19 protein-coding genes are annotated in these 18,966 nt (G+C 38.6%); 8 read left to right on the forward strand and 11 right to left on the reverse strand.

The window, feature by feature from the left end; translation table 11 throughout:
* Positions 1–20 precede the first annotated feature (20 nt).
* Together U9M49_RS15695 and allC are read right to left on the reverse strand one after the other, a co-directional pair.
* Complete coding sequence (locus tag U9M49_RS15695) at positions 21–1,274, reverse strand: alanine--glyoxylate aminotransferase family protein (RefSeq protein WP_322910127.1); 1,254 nt, start codon at positions 1,272–1,274, stop codon at positions 21–23.
* Positions 1,275–1,289: 15 nt separating this feature from the next.
* The gene (gene allC / locus U9M49_RS15700; RefSeq protein ID WP_322910128.1) at positions 1,290–2,543 is read right to left on the reverse strand and encodes an allantoate deiminase; all 1,254 of its coding nucleotides are present in this window, start codon (positions 2,541–2,543) and stop codon (positions 1,290–1,292) included.
* A 178-nt stretch (positions 2,544–2,721) separates the two neighbouring features.
* Here allC and U9M49_RS15705 point away from each other — a divergent pair, with 178 nt between their 5' ends.
* From U9M49_RS15705 to U9M49_RS15735, 7 genes are all read left to right on the forward strand, one after another.
* On the forward strand, positions 2,722–4,326 hold the full coding sequence (locus U9M49_RS15705; RefSeq protein ID WP_322910129.1) for a PucR family transcriptional regulator: 1,605 nt from the start codon (positions 2,722–2,724) through the stop codon (positions 4,324–4,326).
* Positions 4,327–4,472: 146 nt separating this feature from the next.
* Positions 4,473–5,798 carry a nucleobase:cation symporter-2 family protein gene (locus U9M49_RS15710; protein WP_322910130.1) on the forward strand — a complete coding sequence of 442 codons (1,326 nt, stop codon included), beginning with the start codon at positions 4,473–4,475 and terminating at the stop codon, positions 5,796–5,798.
* 16 nt (positions 5,799–5,814) lie between these two features.
* On the forward strand, positions 5,815–6,330 hold the full coding sequence (gene uraD, locus U9M49_RS15715; protein ID WP_322910131.1) for a 2-oxo-4-hydroxy-4-carboxy-5-ureidoimidazoline decarboxylase: 516 nt from the start codon (positions 5,815–5,817) through the stop codon (positions 6,328–6,330).
* Between the two features lie 15 nt (positions 6,331–6,345).
* Positions 6,346–7,806: an NAD(P)-binding domain-containing protein gene (locus U9M49_RS15720; protein WP_095370539.1), complete on the forward strand. Its 1,461-nt coding sequence runs from the start codon at positions 6,346–6,348 to the stop codon at positions 7,804–7,806.
* 48 nt (positions 7,807–7,854) lie between these two features.
* Positions 7,855–8,214, forward strand: coding sequence for a hydroxyisourate hydrolase (uraH, locus tag U9M49_RS15725; RefSeq protein ID WP_322910132.1), 360 nt, complete (start codon positions 7,855–7,857; stop codon positions 8,212–8,214).
* Between the two features lie 223 nt (positions 8,215–8,437).
* Positions 8,438–8,914, forward strand: a complete 477-nt coding sequence (locus U9M49_RS15730) for a DUF2243 domain-containing protein (RefSeq protein WP_095370541.1) — start codon at positions 8,438–8,440, stop codon at positions 8,912–8,914.
* 19 nt (positions 8,915–8,933) lie between these two features.
* Positions 8,934–9,716, forward strand: coding sequence for a cytochrome c oxidase assembly protein (locus tag U9M49_RS15735; protein ID WP_322910133.1), 783 nt, complete (start codon positions 8,934–8,936; stop codon positions 9,714–9,716).
* A 62-nt stretch (positions 9,717–9,778) separates the two neighbouring features.
* Here U9M49_RS15735 and U9M49_RS15740 read toward each other — a convergent pair whose 3' ends face one another.
* Together U9M49_RS15740 and U9M49_RS15745 are read right to left on the reverse strand one after the other, a co-directional pair.
* Entirely contained in the window at positions 9,779–10,138 is a 360-nt protein-coding gene (locus U9M49_RS15740; protein ID WP_180317008.1) for a n-acetylglutamate synthase, read from the reverse strand.
* Between the two features lie 15 nt (positions 10,139–10,153).
* Positions 10,154–10,507, reverse strand: a complete 354-nt coding sequence (locus tag U9M49_RS15745) for a DUF3221 domain-containing protein (protein ID WP_095370542.1) — start codon at positions 10,505–10,507, stop codon at positions 10,154–10,156.
* A 188-nt stretch (positions 10,508–10,695) separates the two neighbouring features.
* Here U9M49_RS15745 and U9M49_RS15750 point away from each other — a divergent pair, with 188 nt between their 5' ends.
* On the forward strand, positions 10,696–11,835 hold the full coding sequence (locus U9M49_RS15750; protein WP_322910134.1) for an endonuclease: 1,140 nt from the start codon (positions 10,696–10,698) through the stop codon (positions 11,833–11,835).
* Positions 11,836–11,904: 69 nt separating this feature from the next.
* Here U9M49_RS15750 and U9M49_RS15755 read toward each other — a convergent pair whose 3' ends face one another.
* The 7 genes from U9M49_RS15755 to U9M49_RS15785 all read right to left on the reverse strand — a co-directional run bounded on the left by U9M49_RS15755 (position 11,905) and on the right by U9M49_RS15785 (position 18,803).
* Entirely contained in the window at positions 11,905–13,047 is a 1,143-nt protein-coding gene (locus U9M49_RS15755) for an MFS transporter (protein WP_322910135.1), read from the reverse strand.
* A 166-nt stretch (positions 13,048–13,213) separates the two neighbouring features.
* A complete protein-coding gene (locus U9M49_RS15760; protein ID WP_095370545.1) occupies positions 13,214–14,605 on the reverse strand; it encodes a sodium/glutamate symporter in 1,392 nt (463 codons plus the stop codon).
* Between the two features lie 282 nt (positions 14,606–14,887).
* Positions 14,888–15,889 carry an ABC transporter substrate-binding protein gene (locus U9M49_RS15765; protein WP_322910136.1) on the reverse strand — a complete coding sequence of 334 codons (1,002 nt, stop codon included), beginning with the start codon at positions 15,887–15,889 and terminating at the stop codon, positions 14,888–14,890.
* A 46-nt stretch (positions 15,890–15,935) separates the two neighbouring features.
* Positions 15,936–16,787, reverse strand: a complete 852-nt coding sequence (locus U9M49_RS15770; protein WP_095370547.1) for an ABC transporter permease — start codon at positions 16,785–16,787, stop codon at positions 15,936–15,938.
* A gap of 3 nt (positions 16,788–16,790) precedes the next feature.
* A complete protein-coding gene (locus U9M49_RS15775; protein WP_307315011.1) occupies positions 16,791–17,570 on the reverse strand; it encodes an ABC transporter ATP-binding protein in 780 nt (259 codons plus the stop codon).
* A 479-nt stretch (positions 17,571–18,049) separates the two neighbouring features.
* Positions 18,050–18,187 (reverse strand): hypothetical protein, encoded by a 138-nt coding sequence (locus tag U9M49_RS15780; RefSeq protein ID WP_322910137.1) that lies wholly within the window; start codon positions 18,185–18,187, stop codon positions 18,050–18,052.
* Entirely contained in the window at positions 18,177–18,803 is a 627-nt protein-coding gene (locus tag U9M49_RS15785; RefSeq protein ID WP_322910138.1) for a hypothetical protein, read from the reverse strand. The genes U9M49_RS15780 and U9M49_RS15785 overlap by 11 nt, the downstream gene beginning before the upstream one ends.
* Positions 18,804–18,966: the final 163 nt, after the last annotated feature.

An 18,966-nucleotide genomic window follows, 5' to 3' on the forward strand; every position in this document is an offset into this window, starting at 1 on the left:
ACCAACACCTCCCTGTTTATTTAAAGTATCGTCATAGCTGATGATTCCTCAGCTGCATATATATCCATTGCTGCCTGAAGCGCCTCCCCGCGATTTACTTGGACTTCGTGACGGATAAGGACTGCTTCTAATCCGCCGAGAACAGCAAGCACATTTTCTTTTCGACAGCTATATCCCATCGTACCAATACGCCAAATCTTCCCTTGTAATGGCCCAAAAGATGAAGCAATTTCTATACTAAATTCCTTAAGCAACATTTTCCGTACGGATTCACCATCAACACCAGCAGGGATTTCTATACATGTCACACATGGAAGCTTATGTTCAGAATCACCATATAGCTTTAACCCCATTGCTTGAATACCTGTCACCAAAGCTTTTTCATGAAGGAGATGGCGGATAAAACGAGGCTTTAACCCCTCTTCTAGCACAAGTCGTAAACCTTCATAGAGCGCATAAACCATCGATGTTGCTTCTGTATGATGATTCAATCTCCTTGGGCTCCAATAATCCATAAGCATGGCGAGATCAAAATAATTACTTGCAATTGCCATTCGACTACGTTGATACTGCTCATCTTCTGCAGTTGCAATACCTGCCTCTACCTTTTTCCGCTCTAATATAAGCTTCTCAATCCGCTCGTTAAATGTAATGGGTGCCATCCCAGCAGGAACGGATAAACATTTTTGCGTTCCCCCTATTAGCCCATCTATAAACCAGTCATCTGTCTTTACCTCTACGCCACCAATAGATGCGACTGCATCTACGACGAGAATCGCATCCTGTTCTCTACAAGCCTTTCCGATTTTTTCTAGAGGTTGCATTCTCCCTGTAGATGTTTCACCATGGACAATAGCGACCACTTTAGGTGAGATTTTTGCCATTTCTGCGATGACTACATCTGGGTCAAATACCTCTCCCCAAGGACATTGTATCGAATAGACATCAGCACCGTACCTTTCACAAATCTCCACAAGTAAATGCCCGAAACGCCCATAAATTGGAACAAACACTTTATCACCAGGTTCAATAATACTTGCTAAGAGCGCTTCGTTTCCTGCTCTTGAAGTACCATCTATCGGAAAGGCCCAACGGTTCTTTGTTTGAAAGACTTGACGAATCATTTCCATGACTTCATTCATCAATTTTGTAAAAGCTGGATCGAACTGACCTAATATAGGTGTACTCATCGCTCTCAACACACGAGGATCTACCTCAACTGGACCTGGTGTCATAATCGTACGACTAGGTGTATTCAAGCTATTAAACCCCATATATATCCACTCCTTCTATTCATAAGCTAATTGATATAAAATATCTGTTAACAGTTTTACTCCTACTTCCAAATCTTCTGAGCTCGTAAACTCTTGCGGGTTATGACTAATGCCGCCTTTGCTTGGGACAAAAATAAGATTAGTAGGAAGTGTACTTGCAAAAACTTGTGCATCATGACCGGCGCCACTAACGATATCTTGGAAAGAAATTTGCTTCTGTTCCGCTAACGTCTTGATTTTACTATGCATCATGGCATCCATTGCGACAGGTTCTACATTCATCCATTGTTTCCAGTCAATGATCAGATCATTAGACTTAGCTACCTCTTCAAAATAAGAAAACACGGACATACAATATTCATCCAATACATGTTGTTTATGGTGGCGAATATCTAAACTAAATTCGACTTCCCCTGCCACAACATTGGGTACATTTGGTTGCGCTTCAATTCTTCCCACCGTAGCTACTAACTGGGAGTCGATACTTTCTGCTTTTTTCGTTAAGAAAGAAATAAGTTTTGAGGCTGTCACAACCGCATCCCTGCGAAGGTTCATTGGTGTTGTGCCTGCATGATTGCTTTCTCCTTTTATCCGTATATTGTAACGTCGCTGTCCAACGATATGTGTGACAATACCAACCGCATTTTGATTTCTCTCTAGTACCATCCCTTGTTCGATATGTACCTCTATAAATCTTGCAATATCACTTCTAATTGGTTGAATATATTTTTCTGTTTCAAAGCCCGCCTCTTTCATCGCATCCATAAAAGGAACACCGTTTGCATCGACTAATCCTCTAGTATGACCAATATCGTACATGCCGGTTATATTTCTTGATCCCCAAAAGGTTAAAGGGAACCGACTCCCTTCTTCTTCACAGAAAGAAACGACTTCAATCGTTTTTTGGGGCTTGCCATAAGAGGCATAGAGCCTCGACACCGCAAGCAGGCTAGCAACAATCCCATAAGCACCGTCATACTTTCCGCCGTCAATAACCGTATCAATATGGGAACCTGTCAATATGACTGCATTATCTTCATCTGTTCCCTGCAGCCGGCCAAATAAATTACCAACACAATCAAAATAAGCATCTAACCCGATTGCCTTCATTTTATTTTTCAAAGCTGATTGCGCTTCACACCAAGCTTTAGAATATAGTAATCTCGTAACGCCTTCATTGGTTGTTTTACCAAATGACGAAAGCCATTCAATCATTTCTGCTATCTTTTCCTTATTTGTATCATGAAATTCTCTTACATGAATGGCCAATCCTTTCACTCCCCTCTTTACTTATGGAATATTTTCTTACATAATTATGTTATATAAAACAATTTTACTTTTTATGCATCGAAACATCATCAGCAAAAATGTACAAATTTTCATATAATTTTGTGCACATTAACTAATCCATATAAAAAAGAAGATGCAAACGAAAGGAGTCAGCCACATGAAAGTTTCTAAATTACTCTCTTCCCCTTCATTAGAAGGGATGAGAGTTGTAGCTGGAGAAAGCGGGATCAAACGTGAGGTACATACGGTTAATATGATGGATGCACCTGATATTATTCCCTTTTTGAATCGCCATGAATTTTTAGTGACAACAGCCTATCATTTAAAAGACCAGCCACATTTACTAAATGAATTAATACAAGCGATGGCTAATCAAGGATGTGCAGCACTTGGTATAAAAACAAAAAGGTTCTTAGACTCTGTTCCTCCATCTGCATTGAAGCTGGCAAATGAATTAAATTTCCCCATCATCGAACTGCCACTCGCCTTATCACTTGGAGATGTAATCAACCATACTTTAAGACTGATTTTAGATAGCCGTGCGAATGAATTAACTGCTGCTTTAGAAACACATAAACATTTTACGAACATCATTCTTCAAGGAAAAGGTATAGAAACATTGATGAAAGAATTAAGCAAGATAATTGATTGTTCTGTTCATTTAGTCGATCAGCATCTTCATTCTCTCTCTGACCAACAACACCAACTAGAAATATTCGTAATGAGAGAAGATATCGAGAGAGAAATTAAACGGATTTCATCATCCAGCCCTATCTCTATTTCCTTTTCACTACTTGTATCCAAAAAAACTTATCATCTATTTCCTATAAACATTAGCGAAAAGAAGCGAGGTTTCTTAATTATAGAAGGAGAAATCCCTCAGGAGAATCACCTCAATATCTTAACGATTGAACAAGCGACGAATGTACTCTCCTTCGCCCTTATGAAAGAGCATGCACTAAATACACACGCAAAAAATATACGCAACGATTTTTTTCTCCACTTCTTAGATGGGACCTTCAAGTTACAAGATGAAATTATTAATCGCGCCAAAGAGTTCTCTCTTCAAAATGATTGTGACTATATTTGTGTTGTCGGAAAGGTCGATCAAGCAAATCCACACGATTCTTTCACACAACGCCAACAAAAATCTGATAATATATTTGAATACTTGGAAGAAGTGATACACCAAACCACTGTCAACGTTCATTTCTTTACCAAAAGTGATGAATGTATCTTGCTCTTTGAAGCCCATCAAGGGTTATCACCTTATATGAATATATTAAAAGACATCCAATTACGAATGACAAACCGCTTTAATCAAACCATTTCTTTCGGTGTAAGTAATGTGATCCATTCCTTTGTCCAAGTGAGAACAGCCTATCACGAAGCAAGTGAATCTCTTTCTCAAGGAGCAATCTCAAAAAGAACCAACTTTATTCAATCATTTCAAACAAGGGATATATTAGAATTGCTCCGCCTTATTCCCGAAAAAGAGTTGAGTCATTTTTACACCCATGCATTTAAGGGATTCTTATCGATTAAACCTGATGAAAGAGAATCATTACTACAAACACTTTCTGTCTATCTAGAAACACATAGTCAAATCTCCGAAACAGCAAAAAGGTTATTTGTCCACAGGAATACAGTTGTCTATAGAATAGATAAATGCGAAGAAATTCTCGGTAAAGATTTAAAGGATCCAGAAACAACCTTACAATTACGTACAGCATTACGGATGAAAAAACTATTAGAAGCTTAAAATAGCCCAACCATGCACCTTACACAAATAAGTTAGTCATTTTTAGGCATATTGAACAATGACAATAATCAGAATATTGTTTATTATGTTAAATATAACAACATTAAATGTTATATTTCTTAACATTATAAACAGGAGGGTTCACTTTGGGAGAAAATATTCATCCATCAAAAACATTCTCATTAGGGTTACAGCATGTCCTTGCTATGTACGCTGGTGCCATTTTAGTACCAATCTTAGTTGGCGGCGCTTTAGGTTTCTCCCCTGAACAACAAGCCTTCCTCATTTCTATTGATTTGTTAACTTGCGGGGTTGCTACACTGTTTCAATCTGTCAAAAATAAATACTTTGGAACAGGGCTCCCTATTGTCATGGGTACTTCATTCGTAGCCGTATCTCCCATGATTACAATCGGTAGTAATTACGGGATATCAGCCATATACGGGGCGATTATTATAACAGGATTGTTCATTATTTTCTTTTCCAATATATACGGCAAACTTGTAAAATTATTCCCTCCAATCGTAACTGGTACCGTCGTCATCATTATTGGCCTCTCACTCATCCCTACAGGAATTAAAAATATGGGAGGAGGCACGAATAATCCTGATTTTGGTTCAGCTGAAAACTTATTGCTCTCCTTTGGTGTTCTCGCACTTATTTTACTAATGAACCGCTTCTTTAAAGGGTTCTTACGTGCTATCTCTGTTTTAATTGGGATAATCATTGGGACATTCATGGCGGCACTAATGGGGAGGGTAGATTTTCAATCCGTTCAAGAAGCTTCTTGGTTACACCTTCCGGCCCCTTTTCATTTCGGATACCCTACATTTGAAATTGTTCCTATTTTAACAATGATCTTAGTAGGTACAGTCATTCTTGTCGAATCCACTGGTGCTTTTCTTGCACTAGGGAAAATGGATCATAAAGAGTTAAAAGAAAAGGATCTCGCTCGTGGATATCGAGCTGAAGGAATGGCCTTTACTTTAGGTGGAATTTTCAACGCTTTCCCTTATAGTACATTTGCTCAAAATGTCGGACTTGTCCAATTATCTGGAGTAAGGTCAAATAAAGTCACAATTGCTGCTGGTTTTATTTTAATTGTACTAGGCTTAGTTCCTAAAATCTCTACTTTGGCTACACTCATTCCTCCTTCGGTTTTCGGCGGTGCCACTGTAGTCATGTTTGGAATGGTCGTCACCTCTGGTATACGCATGCTTCAAAGAGTCGATTTTACGAACAATAACAATCAACTCATTATTGCTTGCTCGATTTCACTAGGACTAGGCGCATCCGTTGTTCCGGAATTATTCGCCCATTTACCTGAAACCCTTCGAATTATCGTCGGCGATGGAATTATTACCGGTAGCCTAGCAGCCATTATCTTAAACCTTCTTTTAACCAAAAGAAAAACAAAGGAAACACAGCCGTTAAAAGAGACGAGTATGGAACCCCAATTAAAAAGTTCATAGAAAGGAGTTTTCAATCATGTATACAATTCAAGAAATCAATAGAATCAGTGATGCATCATTTATCCAAATATTTGGAGGTGTTTTCGAGCATTCCCCATGGGTCGCAGAAAAAACGCTCATGGCGAAACCATTTTTATCATTTGATCACCTCTATCAAACGATGGTTCACACAGTGGAGGAAACATCAAATCAAAAAAAGCTTGCACTTATTAAAGAACATCCCAACTTAGGCGATCGCGTTCAAATGAGTGAAAATTCCGTTAACGAACAAGAAAACGCTGGTTTAAATCAACTCACAGAGAAGGAGTATAAACAATTTATTTATATGAATCAATCTTATATGGACAAATTTGGATTCCCATTTATATTAGCTGTTCGCGGGAAAAACAAGGATGAAATTTATCAATCAATGGTAAAGAGAGTCAAAAACGAAAAAGAAGAAGAGTTTCATCAAGCACTGGCGGAAATCTATAAAATCGCCTTATTACGACTTGAAGAGGTCATTATTAAAGATTCATTCACAACAAACTAGAAAGGATGAAAAACAATGAGCTTAGAAAGCTTACATGAGAGAGTACAAATGGACCTTTCTTATTTGAACATAAACTATACGGATACATGGGTACCGCAAACTAAACATATTAAGAATCATGTATATGATGTCGTCATTGTCGGAGGCGGGCAAAGCGGTTTAGGTGCTGGATTTGCTCTTTTACGAGAAAAAATCACAAACTTTCTCATTATCGATGAGAATCACGAAGGCTATGAAGGGCCATGGGAGACTTATGCAAGAATGGTTACTTTAAGAACACCGAAACATATCACCTCAATTGATTTAGGCCTTCCTTCCCTCACCTTTCGTGCTTGGTGGGAAGCCCAAACAGGCAAGAATGACTGGGATCAAGTGGATAAAATACCACGTCAGGATTGGATGAATTACCTCAGGTGGTATAGAAAAGTCCTGCGTTTACCCGTCATAAACGATGTCAAATTGCAACTCGTAGAACCTCTTGAAGGTGGATTACACCGACTCCATATCAACCAAACAGAAGAACCTGCCACTCCCCTTCTTGCGCGCAAAGTTATTTTAGCGACAGGTATTCAAGGTGGAGGAGAATGGCATATACCATCACTTGTCTCTGAAAATCTACCGAAAAATTTCTATGCCCACACTTCCGAAAATATCGATTTTAACTCATTAAAAAATAAAAAAATCGCTATTCTAGGTGGTGGCGCCTCCGCATTCGATAATGCCAATTACGCCCTTAGTTCAGGAGTAGCAGAAGCGCATGTTTTTGTTCGTCGTAAAGAAATGCCTAGAATCAATCCGATACGGCAAATGGAAGCCTCAGGTATGATAGAAAGATATCACTCGTTATCAGATGTGGATAAATATACGGTCATGACTCATTTCTTTCAAAATAATCAACCACCGACGAATGATACATATAATCGCGCTTCTGCTTGGCCAGGTTTTAACCTTCATTTGGATTCACCTTGGCAAGAAGTAAGTCAAGCAAATAATCAGGTGGTAGTCACAACCCCTCATGGGTCCTTTTCATTTGATTATCTCATTATTAGTACAGGACTGTTCACTGATCCTGCCTTAAGACCAGAGCTAAAATTAGTCGAAAAATATATTGCTCGTTGGGAGGATAAATACCACCCTCCAAAGAATAGTGCAAGCCCAGTTCTAGATGCACATCCTTATTTAAGCACAGGTTACTCCTTTACGAGTCGCGATAAGGAAGGAGAAAAATATCTTCATGGACTTTATACATTTAATTATTCTGCTTTAATCAGCTGTGGTATTACTGCCGCTGCTCTTTCTGGTATGAAATTCGGCTTACCGCGACTAGCTAAGGCGATTGCTGATGAACTTTTCCAAGATCATAAAGAGCAAATTTTGCAGGATTACTTTGATTATCAAGTGACTGAATTTACAGGAACGTGGCCAATCAACCCTCAAACCAGACAAAGTAACACAATATCAGCTATTGAAAATTAAAAGGATATTTCTCGAGAGCAACATTCTACTATAATTAAGGAGTTTAAAATGACAGGACTAACAACACATATATTGGATTTAACCCACGGTACACCGGCTTCCAATGTAATTGTGGAGCTTTTCTTCCAAGAAGCACATCGCAATAGTTGGAAAAAGATAAAAGTAGTAAAGACCAATTCAGACGGTCGCTTAGATGCTCCACTACTTACTAGAGAAGAAATGAAAATAGGAAGCTATGAACTGATCTTCCATGTCGGGGTGTATTTCCGTGAAAAAGAGATCGCCCTCCCCGACCCACCATTCTTAGAGGCAGTCCCTGTTCGTTTCGGAGTGTCAAATATAGATAAGGATTATCACGTCCCCCTTCTCATTTCACCTTGGGGATACCAAGTATATCGTGGAAGCTAGTAATGAAAGTTTCATAGCTACTCCACAATACCTAACTATCTTAGCGTAGTTAGGTTCTTTTTATTTCACAATAACAACCAATTACAATAGATACTTCCTATGAATATCGAATCAATTTCTAATTCATTATAAACTTACACTTCTATATATGTTTAGAGTTTAAACACTCGGGAAAAATAGAGGAAATACCTTACAGAAATGAGTTGATACTATCGATAATCCAATCAATGGCGAACATAGGAATTTCCAACAGAACATAACTAAGCACTCAACATACAATCTCATCTCTGGTATTCTCTTCGGACTTGGTTTGGTTGCATTTATTGATGAGATGGTATTTCACCAACTATTAAGTTGGCATCATTTTTACGATCAATCCACAACAAAGATCGGATTACTTTCTGATGGGTTATTCCATGCGTTTAGCTGGTTCGCTACAGTAGCAAGTCTATTTATGGTAGCTGACTTACGCAGAAGAGAATCTTGGTGGAAAAAAAGATGGATTGGCGGGGCTTTATTAGGTATTGGTTTATTTAATTTATACGATGGTTTAATCCAACATAAAGTGTTCAAATTACATCAAATTCGCTACGGAGTTGATGTGCTACCTTATGATTTGGTATGGAATATCACTGCTGCAGTGATTACGATTATCGGAATCATTATCATCCGTAAAACTAATCAGTCACAAAGTAAGTAAAGCTAAAAAGGGGGACACTATGCCTGATCAACAACACTTTGACATAACCATTCTCTCATATATTTTAGCGACTCCTTTTTTTCTTTTAATCATTCTCTATGGAATCGCTGTCATCAAATCTAATCAATCTTACCGTCAGTGGTCATGGTATAACACAGCATGTTGGATTGGTGGAAATGTACTTTGTATAGTAGCAGTTGCTGGCCCTTTAGCAGAGGCTTCACACCAATTTTTCAGTGTCCATATGGTTGCCCATTTACTTTTAGGCATGATTGGCCCACTTTTTATGGTGCTAGCAAAACCAGTAACGCTCCTACTGCGTTCATTACCTGTAAAAACGGCTAGAAAAGTGACTACTACCTTAAAAACGAGACCATTTCACCTTTTATTAAATCCCCTATTTACTACGGTTTTAAATATTGGTGGACTATGGGTATTATATCGAACGGAATTATTCACAATGATGCACCATTCAATGCTGTTGTACATCGTCATTCATGCACATATCTTCCTAGCTGGTTATTTTTTTACAGCATCAATCATCTATATTGATAAATTTCAACAAGGTTATAGTTTTCAATTTCGAGCCATTATACTTATTTTAGCTCTCGCTGGGCATCAGATTTTAGCCAAATCTTTCTATGGTTACCCTCCTTCAAGTGTAGGAAGAACGGAAGCTGAAAAAGGAAGCATGATTATGTATTATGGAGGCGATATTGTTGACCTAGTGATTATTATTATTTTCTGTTATCAATGGTTTAGAGTGACAAAACCTAAAAGGTATCAACCTCATTCTGTATAATCAGAATTTGAATAGCTAGTGGACTCTTTTTGCACTAAAAGTGAAATCCACTAGCCTTCCTATCAATATACTTTCGATTCTTTTTTCATTTCCTCAATAACCGATTGCCCTTCGGTTTGATCTGCATCATTCCATCGCCATTGTTCATGTAATCTCATTCGTCCATCTGGTAGGTATTCAGGCGTTGAAGAACAAGTACCACCTCTTACTTCATCTTTGATATTTACATGATTATAGTTAAACAATAAAGAACCATCCTCCTTTACAATACCGATTAACGTTCCTTTTCTAATTTGTCCGCCATAATAACTAGCAGAAATGATATTTCCTTCTTGGCTATAATCAAAATAAGTTTGATCAGAGACTTCGCCATTATTTGTATTCTCTATTGATACAAATTTCTTTCCGTTATAATTAATCAAATTGATTCCTCGCTCTCACTTTTTTATTAAAGAGACCCAATAGGCGTCTCCGCCCCCAGGTGCAGAAGCTCTTATCTCCCCGCTAAAGTAGATGATTACCTCATCACCGACTGACAATTGACCTACCTTTTTTTCTGGCATATAAGTTGGTAATGTAAATTCAACCCCTTGATACATGTATGTTTCTCTTAACTCTTGTTTTGATTTGTATTTAATATTTTCAGCATCCGCCACAACCCAAATAGATTGGCCACTTTCTATAATGACACCCTTGTAGGTCGGCGTATAAGTAAAGAAAAGAAATCCTCCAATACTAATAATGAGGAAAAGAGCTAAAGTACAGATGAGATACTCTCGTAAGATTTTCACCCTCTACCTCCTTACATCCTACTTTCACCATAAATTCCCTCTAAACAAGTTCTATTCTCCTGCAAACAAGCCGAGTAGATTTTCTTATTTTTATCAATGCCTCCTAAATTTACTTATTATTAAAAATATTTTAACAGAAAAATGGTAAGATGAAGCAGAATACAATAAAAAAATTAAAGGAGGATAATATGCGTAGATTCTTTAAGTTATCAATTGTCGCTTTTCTCGTTTCCTTTTCTACTCTATCATTCGATTCTTCGCAAACATCTGCTGCTACCTTACCAGTATCACAAGCCATCGACAGGCAAAATAACACTATACAATCGGTGGAAGGCTATATAGTAGGTAAGCCTACCTCAGCCAATACAGTAATTACTGGCAACTATCCAGATGATTACTCCTTAGCTATTGCTGATTCTCACACAGAAACAAATACTGCTAATATGCTTTATATTCAGATTCCCTCACAATTCCGCACACAGTTCGGCCTTAAGAGCAACCCCGAATTACTTGGTGAGAAGATAACAGTAACCGGCAATCTCACAGCGTACTATTCACATCCTGGATTGAAAAACACAACTGAAATGATCAAACAATCTGAAGAAGAGGAACCTGAAGGACCTGATGAGGAAAATAATGCCCCTGGTTCTTATTATGATTCTGCTACTGGAAAAACAGGCGAAGCATTAAAAACCGCGTTACACAATATCATTGATGACCATACCGAAATTTCGTATAGTGCCGTTTGGGAAGCATTAAAGGCAACGGATGAAGATCCAAATAATACGAATAACGTCATCCTTTTATACACTGGCAGATCACAAAGTAAATCAACGAACGGTGGAAATCCAGATGAATGGAACAGAGAACATGTGTGGGCTAAATCGCATGGTGATTTCGGAACATCTATGGGCCCTGGAACAGACCTACATCATCTACGCCCAACAGATGTATCAGTGAATGGCTCTCGCGGTAACAAAGATTTTGATAATGGCGGCTCTCCACAAGGTGAAGCACCTGATACCTTTACGGATAATGATTCTTGGGAACCACGTGATGAAGTAAAAGGGGATGTCGCGAGAATGATTTTCTATATGGATGTCCGTTATGAAGGCGACAGTGGGGAACTGGATTTAGAGGTGAATGACCGCGTAAGCAACGGTTCAGCTCCATATCACGGCAAACTCTCAACCTTAATTGAGTGGCATAACTTAGACCCTGTAGATGACTTAGAACGACAAAGAAATGATATTATCTATAATGACTATCAACATAATCGTAATCCATTTATCGATCACCCTGAATGGGTTGAAGAAATTTGGAATTAATTAAGGAAAAGAAAAGCAGTCTTCAATTGTGACTCTAAGAGTCTCAATTTGAAGGCTGCTTTTTTATTTTCATTTACGCTTTTGCTTAAATGCGGCCAAGATAATGAGCAAGGCGATGCATGTAAAACCTCCAGCAATAAGAGGGTTGATCTCCACATGATATTGATCGATGATGATTCCACCAACAGTTGAACCAATAGCCATACCAACATGAACCCCTGAATTATTTAAACTTTGTTGAATATCAGATGTTTCTGGCGCAGCAGATACAAGATAGCTCTGGATAGCGGGCTGCAAAGACCAACTTAATAAATTCCATAACAATAGTGCACAAATAAACAAAGCAAGAGAAAACTGCAAATACGGGATAAGGATAATCGTAACAATAAAAGCAGAAAGTACGATGATAATAGATCGTTTCGCACCTAAGCGATCCGTAATCTGCCCACCTAAAAAACTCCCACACACAGCAACGATACCAATAATAAGGTAAATCAAACTAAGCGAATTACCAGTAATACTCATCGTCTCACTAAGAAAGGGTGTTAAATACGCATATAGACTCATATGACCGGCAAAAAAGAGAATCGATGTCAGTTGAACGAGTACAATCTTTTTATTTTTTAATGCTTTCAACTGTTCCTTTAAAGGTAAACCTCTTTTCGCCTCTATTGGACCTAATGCAAAATAAACAACAATCATGATGATTAATGTCAGAATCGAAATAAACAAGAACGGCGCTCTCCAGCTAAATTCATTCCCTAACCACAAACCGAATGGAATCCCAAAAACAAGGGACGCACTGACCCCCATCAGTACAATACCAATCGCTCTCGCTCGATATTTCTCACCACTAATTTGTGAAGCAATCGTGAGACATAATGAAATAAGAAGAGCCGCACACATAGCCGATAATACTCTTCCAACCAACAAAGATACATAACCATCCATAACGACGATCATTAAATTAGATAAGAAGAAAACAAAGAGAACGAATAGAAATAACCGCTTTCTCTCTATCTTCGCTGTTAAAGATAATAGTACAGGACCAGATATGGCAAAGCTTAAAGAAAACAAGGAGATTAACATTCCCACTTCACCAAGCGACACACCTAAATCAGTTGCAATAAGTGGCAAGATGCCCGCAATAATTAACTCAACCAAACCGACAATAAAAGTAATTATGGTTAGTAAATACACTCTTTTATCCATCTGACCTTCCCTCCACGCAAAAAGGCAGCGCTCCCTATAAAAGCGGGAGGCGCTGCATTCAAACATATTCTATGCGAATTCGCTAACATGACGCCCATAGCCATGTCGCCATTATTCATTTATAAACAAAAATAATTTATCATTTTGTACATGGATTGTCAATCACTCACTTTTTCTTCTTACCAAACACTTTTACGCCCATTATCCAAAAAATAATCATTAAAATTGTACTGACAATTAATACAGGAATTGCTCCAAACTGAATAATAAATGGAACGGCTGCAGCTGTAATAAGCCCGCCACCTACCATCGGTTCAAATACAATTTGTTTATAGCCAAAGGCATTGAGTGCTGGCGATTTGTTCTCTGGATCGACTGTTTTCATTAGCATAATTCCTGTTGCCGCCACACCTGTAGACTGTCCGAAATCTCCCAATCCTCGTTCAAACCAATACTCAGGTATCATACGAGGACCTAAATATAAGAATAACCCTACATTCAAGACAATTCCAGCAATCGCTAAAATAATGAACGGAATGAAATTCTCACCAATGACCTGTAGACTAAGTGAAGCCATCGCACTAATGATTAGGAAATCAAGAGCTACACCTTGAATACGATTAATTAATTCGCGATCAACCAATTGATAACGATCAAATTTGGATAAGAATAATTGTAACAATATTCCTCCTATCATGGCGAACGGAAATAATGGAACATATTCAAATAAATAAACACCTATAGCTTGCCCATAAGTAACAGCCTCAAGCCATTGAAACGCTTCCAATAATAAAAACCCAATAAAAATTGATAACCCAACAAATCCAATATGAAGCGTTAACGGCTCAATAGACATCGGCGAAGTTGTTTGCAAACCCGCTGATGAACGATTATCGACTTTAATAATACCTGACTGCTCCTCTACAGAAATCTCATCAGGGTGACTCAATGTTTTAGATTTGCCATTACGTGCTCCCCAATTGATTAAAATCATCCCTACGATGATACCTGCAAGAATACCGACTGTCGACAAACCAATTGCCAAATCATAACCTTCTTCAAAACCTAAAGAAGTAAATGTCCCTTGTAAACCCGCGGCTGTTCCATGCCCACCAACAAAGGCAATCTCAATTAAGGCGCCTGCAGCAGGACTAAGTCCAAAAAGAGGTGTAATGATGGTGATAGCAAGTAAAATACCCACTACATATTGGGCAAAAGAGAGTGTATAACCTAAAGCAATATGCGGCCCACCAATCCGCCACATTTTTTTGGGATTAGGTAATTTAAACCCTATAAAAAGACACGCAAAAACAATATTAATTAAAAGACCCGGCAGACTAGCCCAAACTTCGACCATCTCAGATGTAAAAATTCCACCTTCAAGTCCAAATAGCCTTCCTAGTATTTCTGGTCCTAATATAAGTGCAATAAAACCCGCAATTAATGATGTTGGTAAAAACAACCTTTGAAGTAATTTCACTTTAATTCTTACCCATTTACCAAGCACTAAAATAATCGCCAGGATAAGAACTGAAAAAGCTGCAATCGTTAAGTCCATTTATTCATCCCCTTTGTATTTCATTTAATTTCCCCATTTTTCTTCTAAGGAAACCTATAGAGAGTGACCCGTGAATTATACTACATGCCGAATAAACTTGTCACACGAGAGGATAAATAAAAAAATTCCATCTATTCAGAGACAACCGAAGTACTACCGTTTCCAAAAGAAAGCTAAATAAAAGAAGGGCTATTGTGGGTTTTTTCCATACAAACCGTTTGAGGAGAAACAGCAAAGAAGAGTAAGTGATTCGATATCACTCACTCTTCTTTCGGCCGCCATTTACTTGTCGGGTAAAAACGCTGTTGTAAAGATTTCTTCTGCAGCGAACTTCTCATCCACCAATCCTAAATCATATAGCTGGTCAATCAGCGTCCCCCAACGCTCTTCTGACATCGTGCCGATTCCATTTTCAGCTGCATCCATTCCGTAAACAAACTCTGCTTGTGATTCTGCTTCAAATTTTAGAGAGGCAAGTTCTATGTCTGGATTATCTTTTTGAATCAACTCATTGATTTCTTCATATGAACCTTCATATAAATTCCATCCCTCTATAAAAGCAGTCGTAAAAGCTTCAACCGTTTCTTTATTGTTTTCCAAGTAATCTTTTGTCACATATAAGACAACATTATAAGGATCATAACCTGCGTCCGAAACTAATTTCGTTTCTACATCAATTCCCTCTAATTCCATAAAGTAAGGTTCTGACGTTAGGAATGCTTGTGTAACAGAATCCTTCTCATCAACAAAGTTCACATGTTGTCCGGAATATGCCAATTCTTCGACACCACTGAGATCATATTGTGTTTTTAAATACTCCCAGTATACAATGCCCGGCTGCACATAAACTTTTCTTCCATTTAACTCAGCAAAGTCAGCAATACCCTTGCCTTTATGAAACATAAATGCTTGCGGACTCCCTTGCATGACGGTAGCTACAGCGACTAATTCAATGCCTTCGTTTCTAGCCATCACAATTTGATCGCCATGTGCTAAACCAAAATCAGCCTTTCCAGATGCGACCATATTAATTGAGGATACTTGTGGTCCCCCAGGTTCAATCATTACATTTAAGCCATTTTCTTCAAAAAGACCATTTTCCTCTGCGGCATAAACACCCCCATGCTGTGCTTTGGCAAACCAGTTTAAGACTAATTTAACATCCTTTACCTCTCGCACTCCTTCTTCTACAGCACTATTCGTTTCTTCTCCTCCACAAGCAGCGAGTACAATCAATACTAAAACACTTAAAATTACCCATTGAACAAGTCGATTTGATTTCATATCTCTTCCCCTTTTTATCAAAATATTCAGTTATTTTAACATGCATTTACCTTTCCGATTTTATCGCTGATTCATGCCAAGACCGTAGCAATAAACGGGATACCCAGCTTACTAATAGATAAAATCCGATACCAAAAATAGCACCTGATATGGCACAAGCAAATAGATAAGGTGTTTTTAACTGAACAGCAGCAACAGTTATCGCATAACCTAATCCCCCTTTTCCTCCACCGATTCCAGCAATATACTCTCCTGTAATCGCTCCAACAATTGCTAATGTACAAGAAACTTTCAAACCAGAAACAATGTATGGGAGAGCAGCTGGAATACGAAGCTTCCACATCGTTTGCCATTTAGAAGCATTATATAATGTGAATAAATCACTCATATTTTTATCAACCGAATGCAGTCCCATCAAAGTGTTGGATACGACAGGAAAAAAGCCAATTAAAAAAGCAATCATTACAATGGAGTTAAAACCTGATCCAAACCAAATGACAACAATTGGAGCAATCGCCACAACTGGAATCGTTTGTAATATAACTGCATATGGATAGAGGCTAATTTCTAGTATTCTTGAACTGGCCAATAGCACGGAAACAGCAATACCAATGACAGCACTTAAGAGAAAACCAATTACTGACTCAAAAATAGTTATTCTAATCGCTGGCCATAAGAGATGCCAATCTGTAATGGCAGCAGTGAGGACATCGGTTGGTTTCGGTAATAGAAAAGGTTGAATTTGCAGAATCGTAGGTATGAGTTGCCATAACCCCATAAAGACAAGAAACGCGATTACTGGTCCAACAATTGAGCCTTTTAGATAGTTATTTCTCTTTTTATTTGTTTGCTCTAGAGGACTTGTGATTGTTTTTGATGAAGCAGTTTGAATCGCCATTCATCAAGCCTCCTTTCTACCCATGCTATGCTCTAAACTTTTAGCTGCTTTGTCTACATATGCATTAAATTGGTTGTTTACTCGGTTTCGTGGATACGGTAAATTCACATCAATCATGGTAGCTAACCTTCCCGGACGTGCGGACATAACGGCAATTTTTGATGAAAGATATACAGCTTCATAGACATTGTGTGTAACAAATAAGATGGTTGCTTTCTCTTTTTGCCATATTTGCAAAAGATCCATTTGCAATGTTTGTCTAGTCATTTCATCTAACGCAGCAAACGGTTCATCCATTAACAATAATTTAGGCTTAGCAGCAAGGGCTCGAGCAATGGAAACCCTCATTTTCATGCCCCCAGAAAGTTGGCGAGGATAAGCGTGCAAATAATCCTTTAAGCCAACCATCTCTAACACCTCAACTGCGCACTCTTTTCTTTTCTCTTTATTAATCCCCCGTATCTCAAGGGGAAGAAGAACATTATCAAGCACAGTACGCCATGGAAGTAAGTTAGCTTCTTGAAAGACATAAGCAATGTCATTCGAATGCTTGATTACATCCTTAGGACTTTGGTTAAAAACTTTCACTCGACCATTTGTCGCCTCCCCTAAACCAGCAACCATTCGTAAGGCAGTCGATTTTCCACAACCAGAAGGACCTAGAAAACTAATAAACTCTCCATCTGCTATTGATAAATCAAACTGACTCAAAGCCACTGTTCCTGAGTGATACACTTTATCAACATGTTGGAAAGAGACAACTTCGCCTTTAACTACTTCCATGTCACACCTCTCCTTTTCAATAGGAAACAAATCACATGTGATGTCATAAAAACTAACGTGAATTTATACTCTCATTATATATCGTTCCTTTCTTATACACATTAGACAGACAGTACAAACTTAAATATTATTTTTGTCTATCATGACTAAATTAAGTTTTTTATTGTAAGATTATCTAACAAAAAAAAGAAACTAATGTTATAGGCGGCCCAAAAGGTTCATCGTTTATTACTCATCCTTTTGGCTATTGAAGTCTGTTACAGGCGAATGTGGCAATATCTTGAGCTTTAACTTAGCCTGAACTCGCGCCAATATAAAATCTGATAAAAAGAAGTAAAAAGGCTTTAAAATCTCGCTTTTTGATGTCTAACTAACGAAGTACATATTGGAATATGTAAGTAGATTGGTGCTGTATGCAGTTCTTCTGCTCTTTTTTGGTTTTTACGTGTATTTTCGATTTACGTGCAGTTCTTCTGCTTTTACTCCTGGCTTTTGCGCGTATTTTCGATTTGCGCGCACTTCTTCTGTTCTTCCTCCTGGCTTTTGCACGTATTTTCGATTTGCGCGCAGTTCTTCTCCTCTTCCTCTTGGCTTTTGCGCGTATATTCAGCTTGCACGCAGTTCTACTGCTTTTCCTCTTGGCCTTTGCGCGTATTTTCGATTTGCGCGCAGTTCTTCTCCTCTTCCTCTTGGCTTTTGCGCGTATTTTCGATTTGCGCGCAATTCTTCTGCTCTCCCTCCTGGCTTTTGCGCGTATTTTCGATTTGCGCGCAATTCTTCTGCTCTTACCCCTGGCCTTTGCGTGTATATTCGGTTTGCGCGCAATTCTTCTGCTCTTCCTCTTGGCCTTTGCGCGTATTTTCGATTTGCGCGCAGTTCTTCTCCTTTTCCTCCTGGCTTTTGCGCGTATTTTCGATTTGCGCGCACTTCTTCTGCATTTACTCCTGGCCTTTGCGTGTATATTCGGTTTGCGCGCAATTCTTCTGCTCTTCCTCTTGGCCTTTGCGCGTATTTTCGATTTGCGCGCAGTTCTTCTGCTTTTCCTCTTGGCCTTTGCGCGTATTTTCGATTTGTGCGCAGTTCTTCTGCTCTTCCTCTTGGTCTTTGCGCGTATTTTCGATTTGCGCGCAGTTCTTCTGCTCTCCCTCCTGGCTTTTGCGCGTATATTCGATTTGCGCGCAGTTCTTCTGCTCTTCCTCTTGGCTTTTGCGCGTATTTTCGGCTTGCGCGCAATTCCTCTGCTCTTCCTCTTGGCCTTTGCGCGTATTTTCGAATTGTGCGCAGTTCTTCTGCTTTTCCTCCTGGCCTTTGCGTGTATTTTCAATTTACGCGCAGTTTTTCTGCTTTTCCTCCTGGCCTTTGCGTGTATTTTCAATTTACGCGCAGTTCTTCTGCT

The organism is Cytobacillus sp. OWB-43, assembly GCF_034651445.1.
In the GTDB taxonomy this organism is placed as follows: Bacteria; Bacillota; Bacilli; order Bacillales; family Cytobacillaceae; genus Cytobacillus; species Cytobacillus kochii.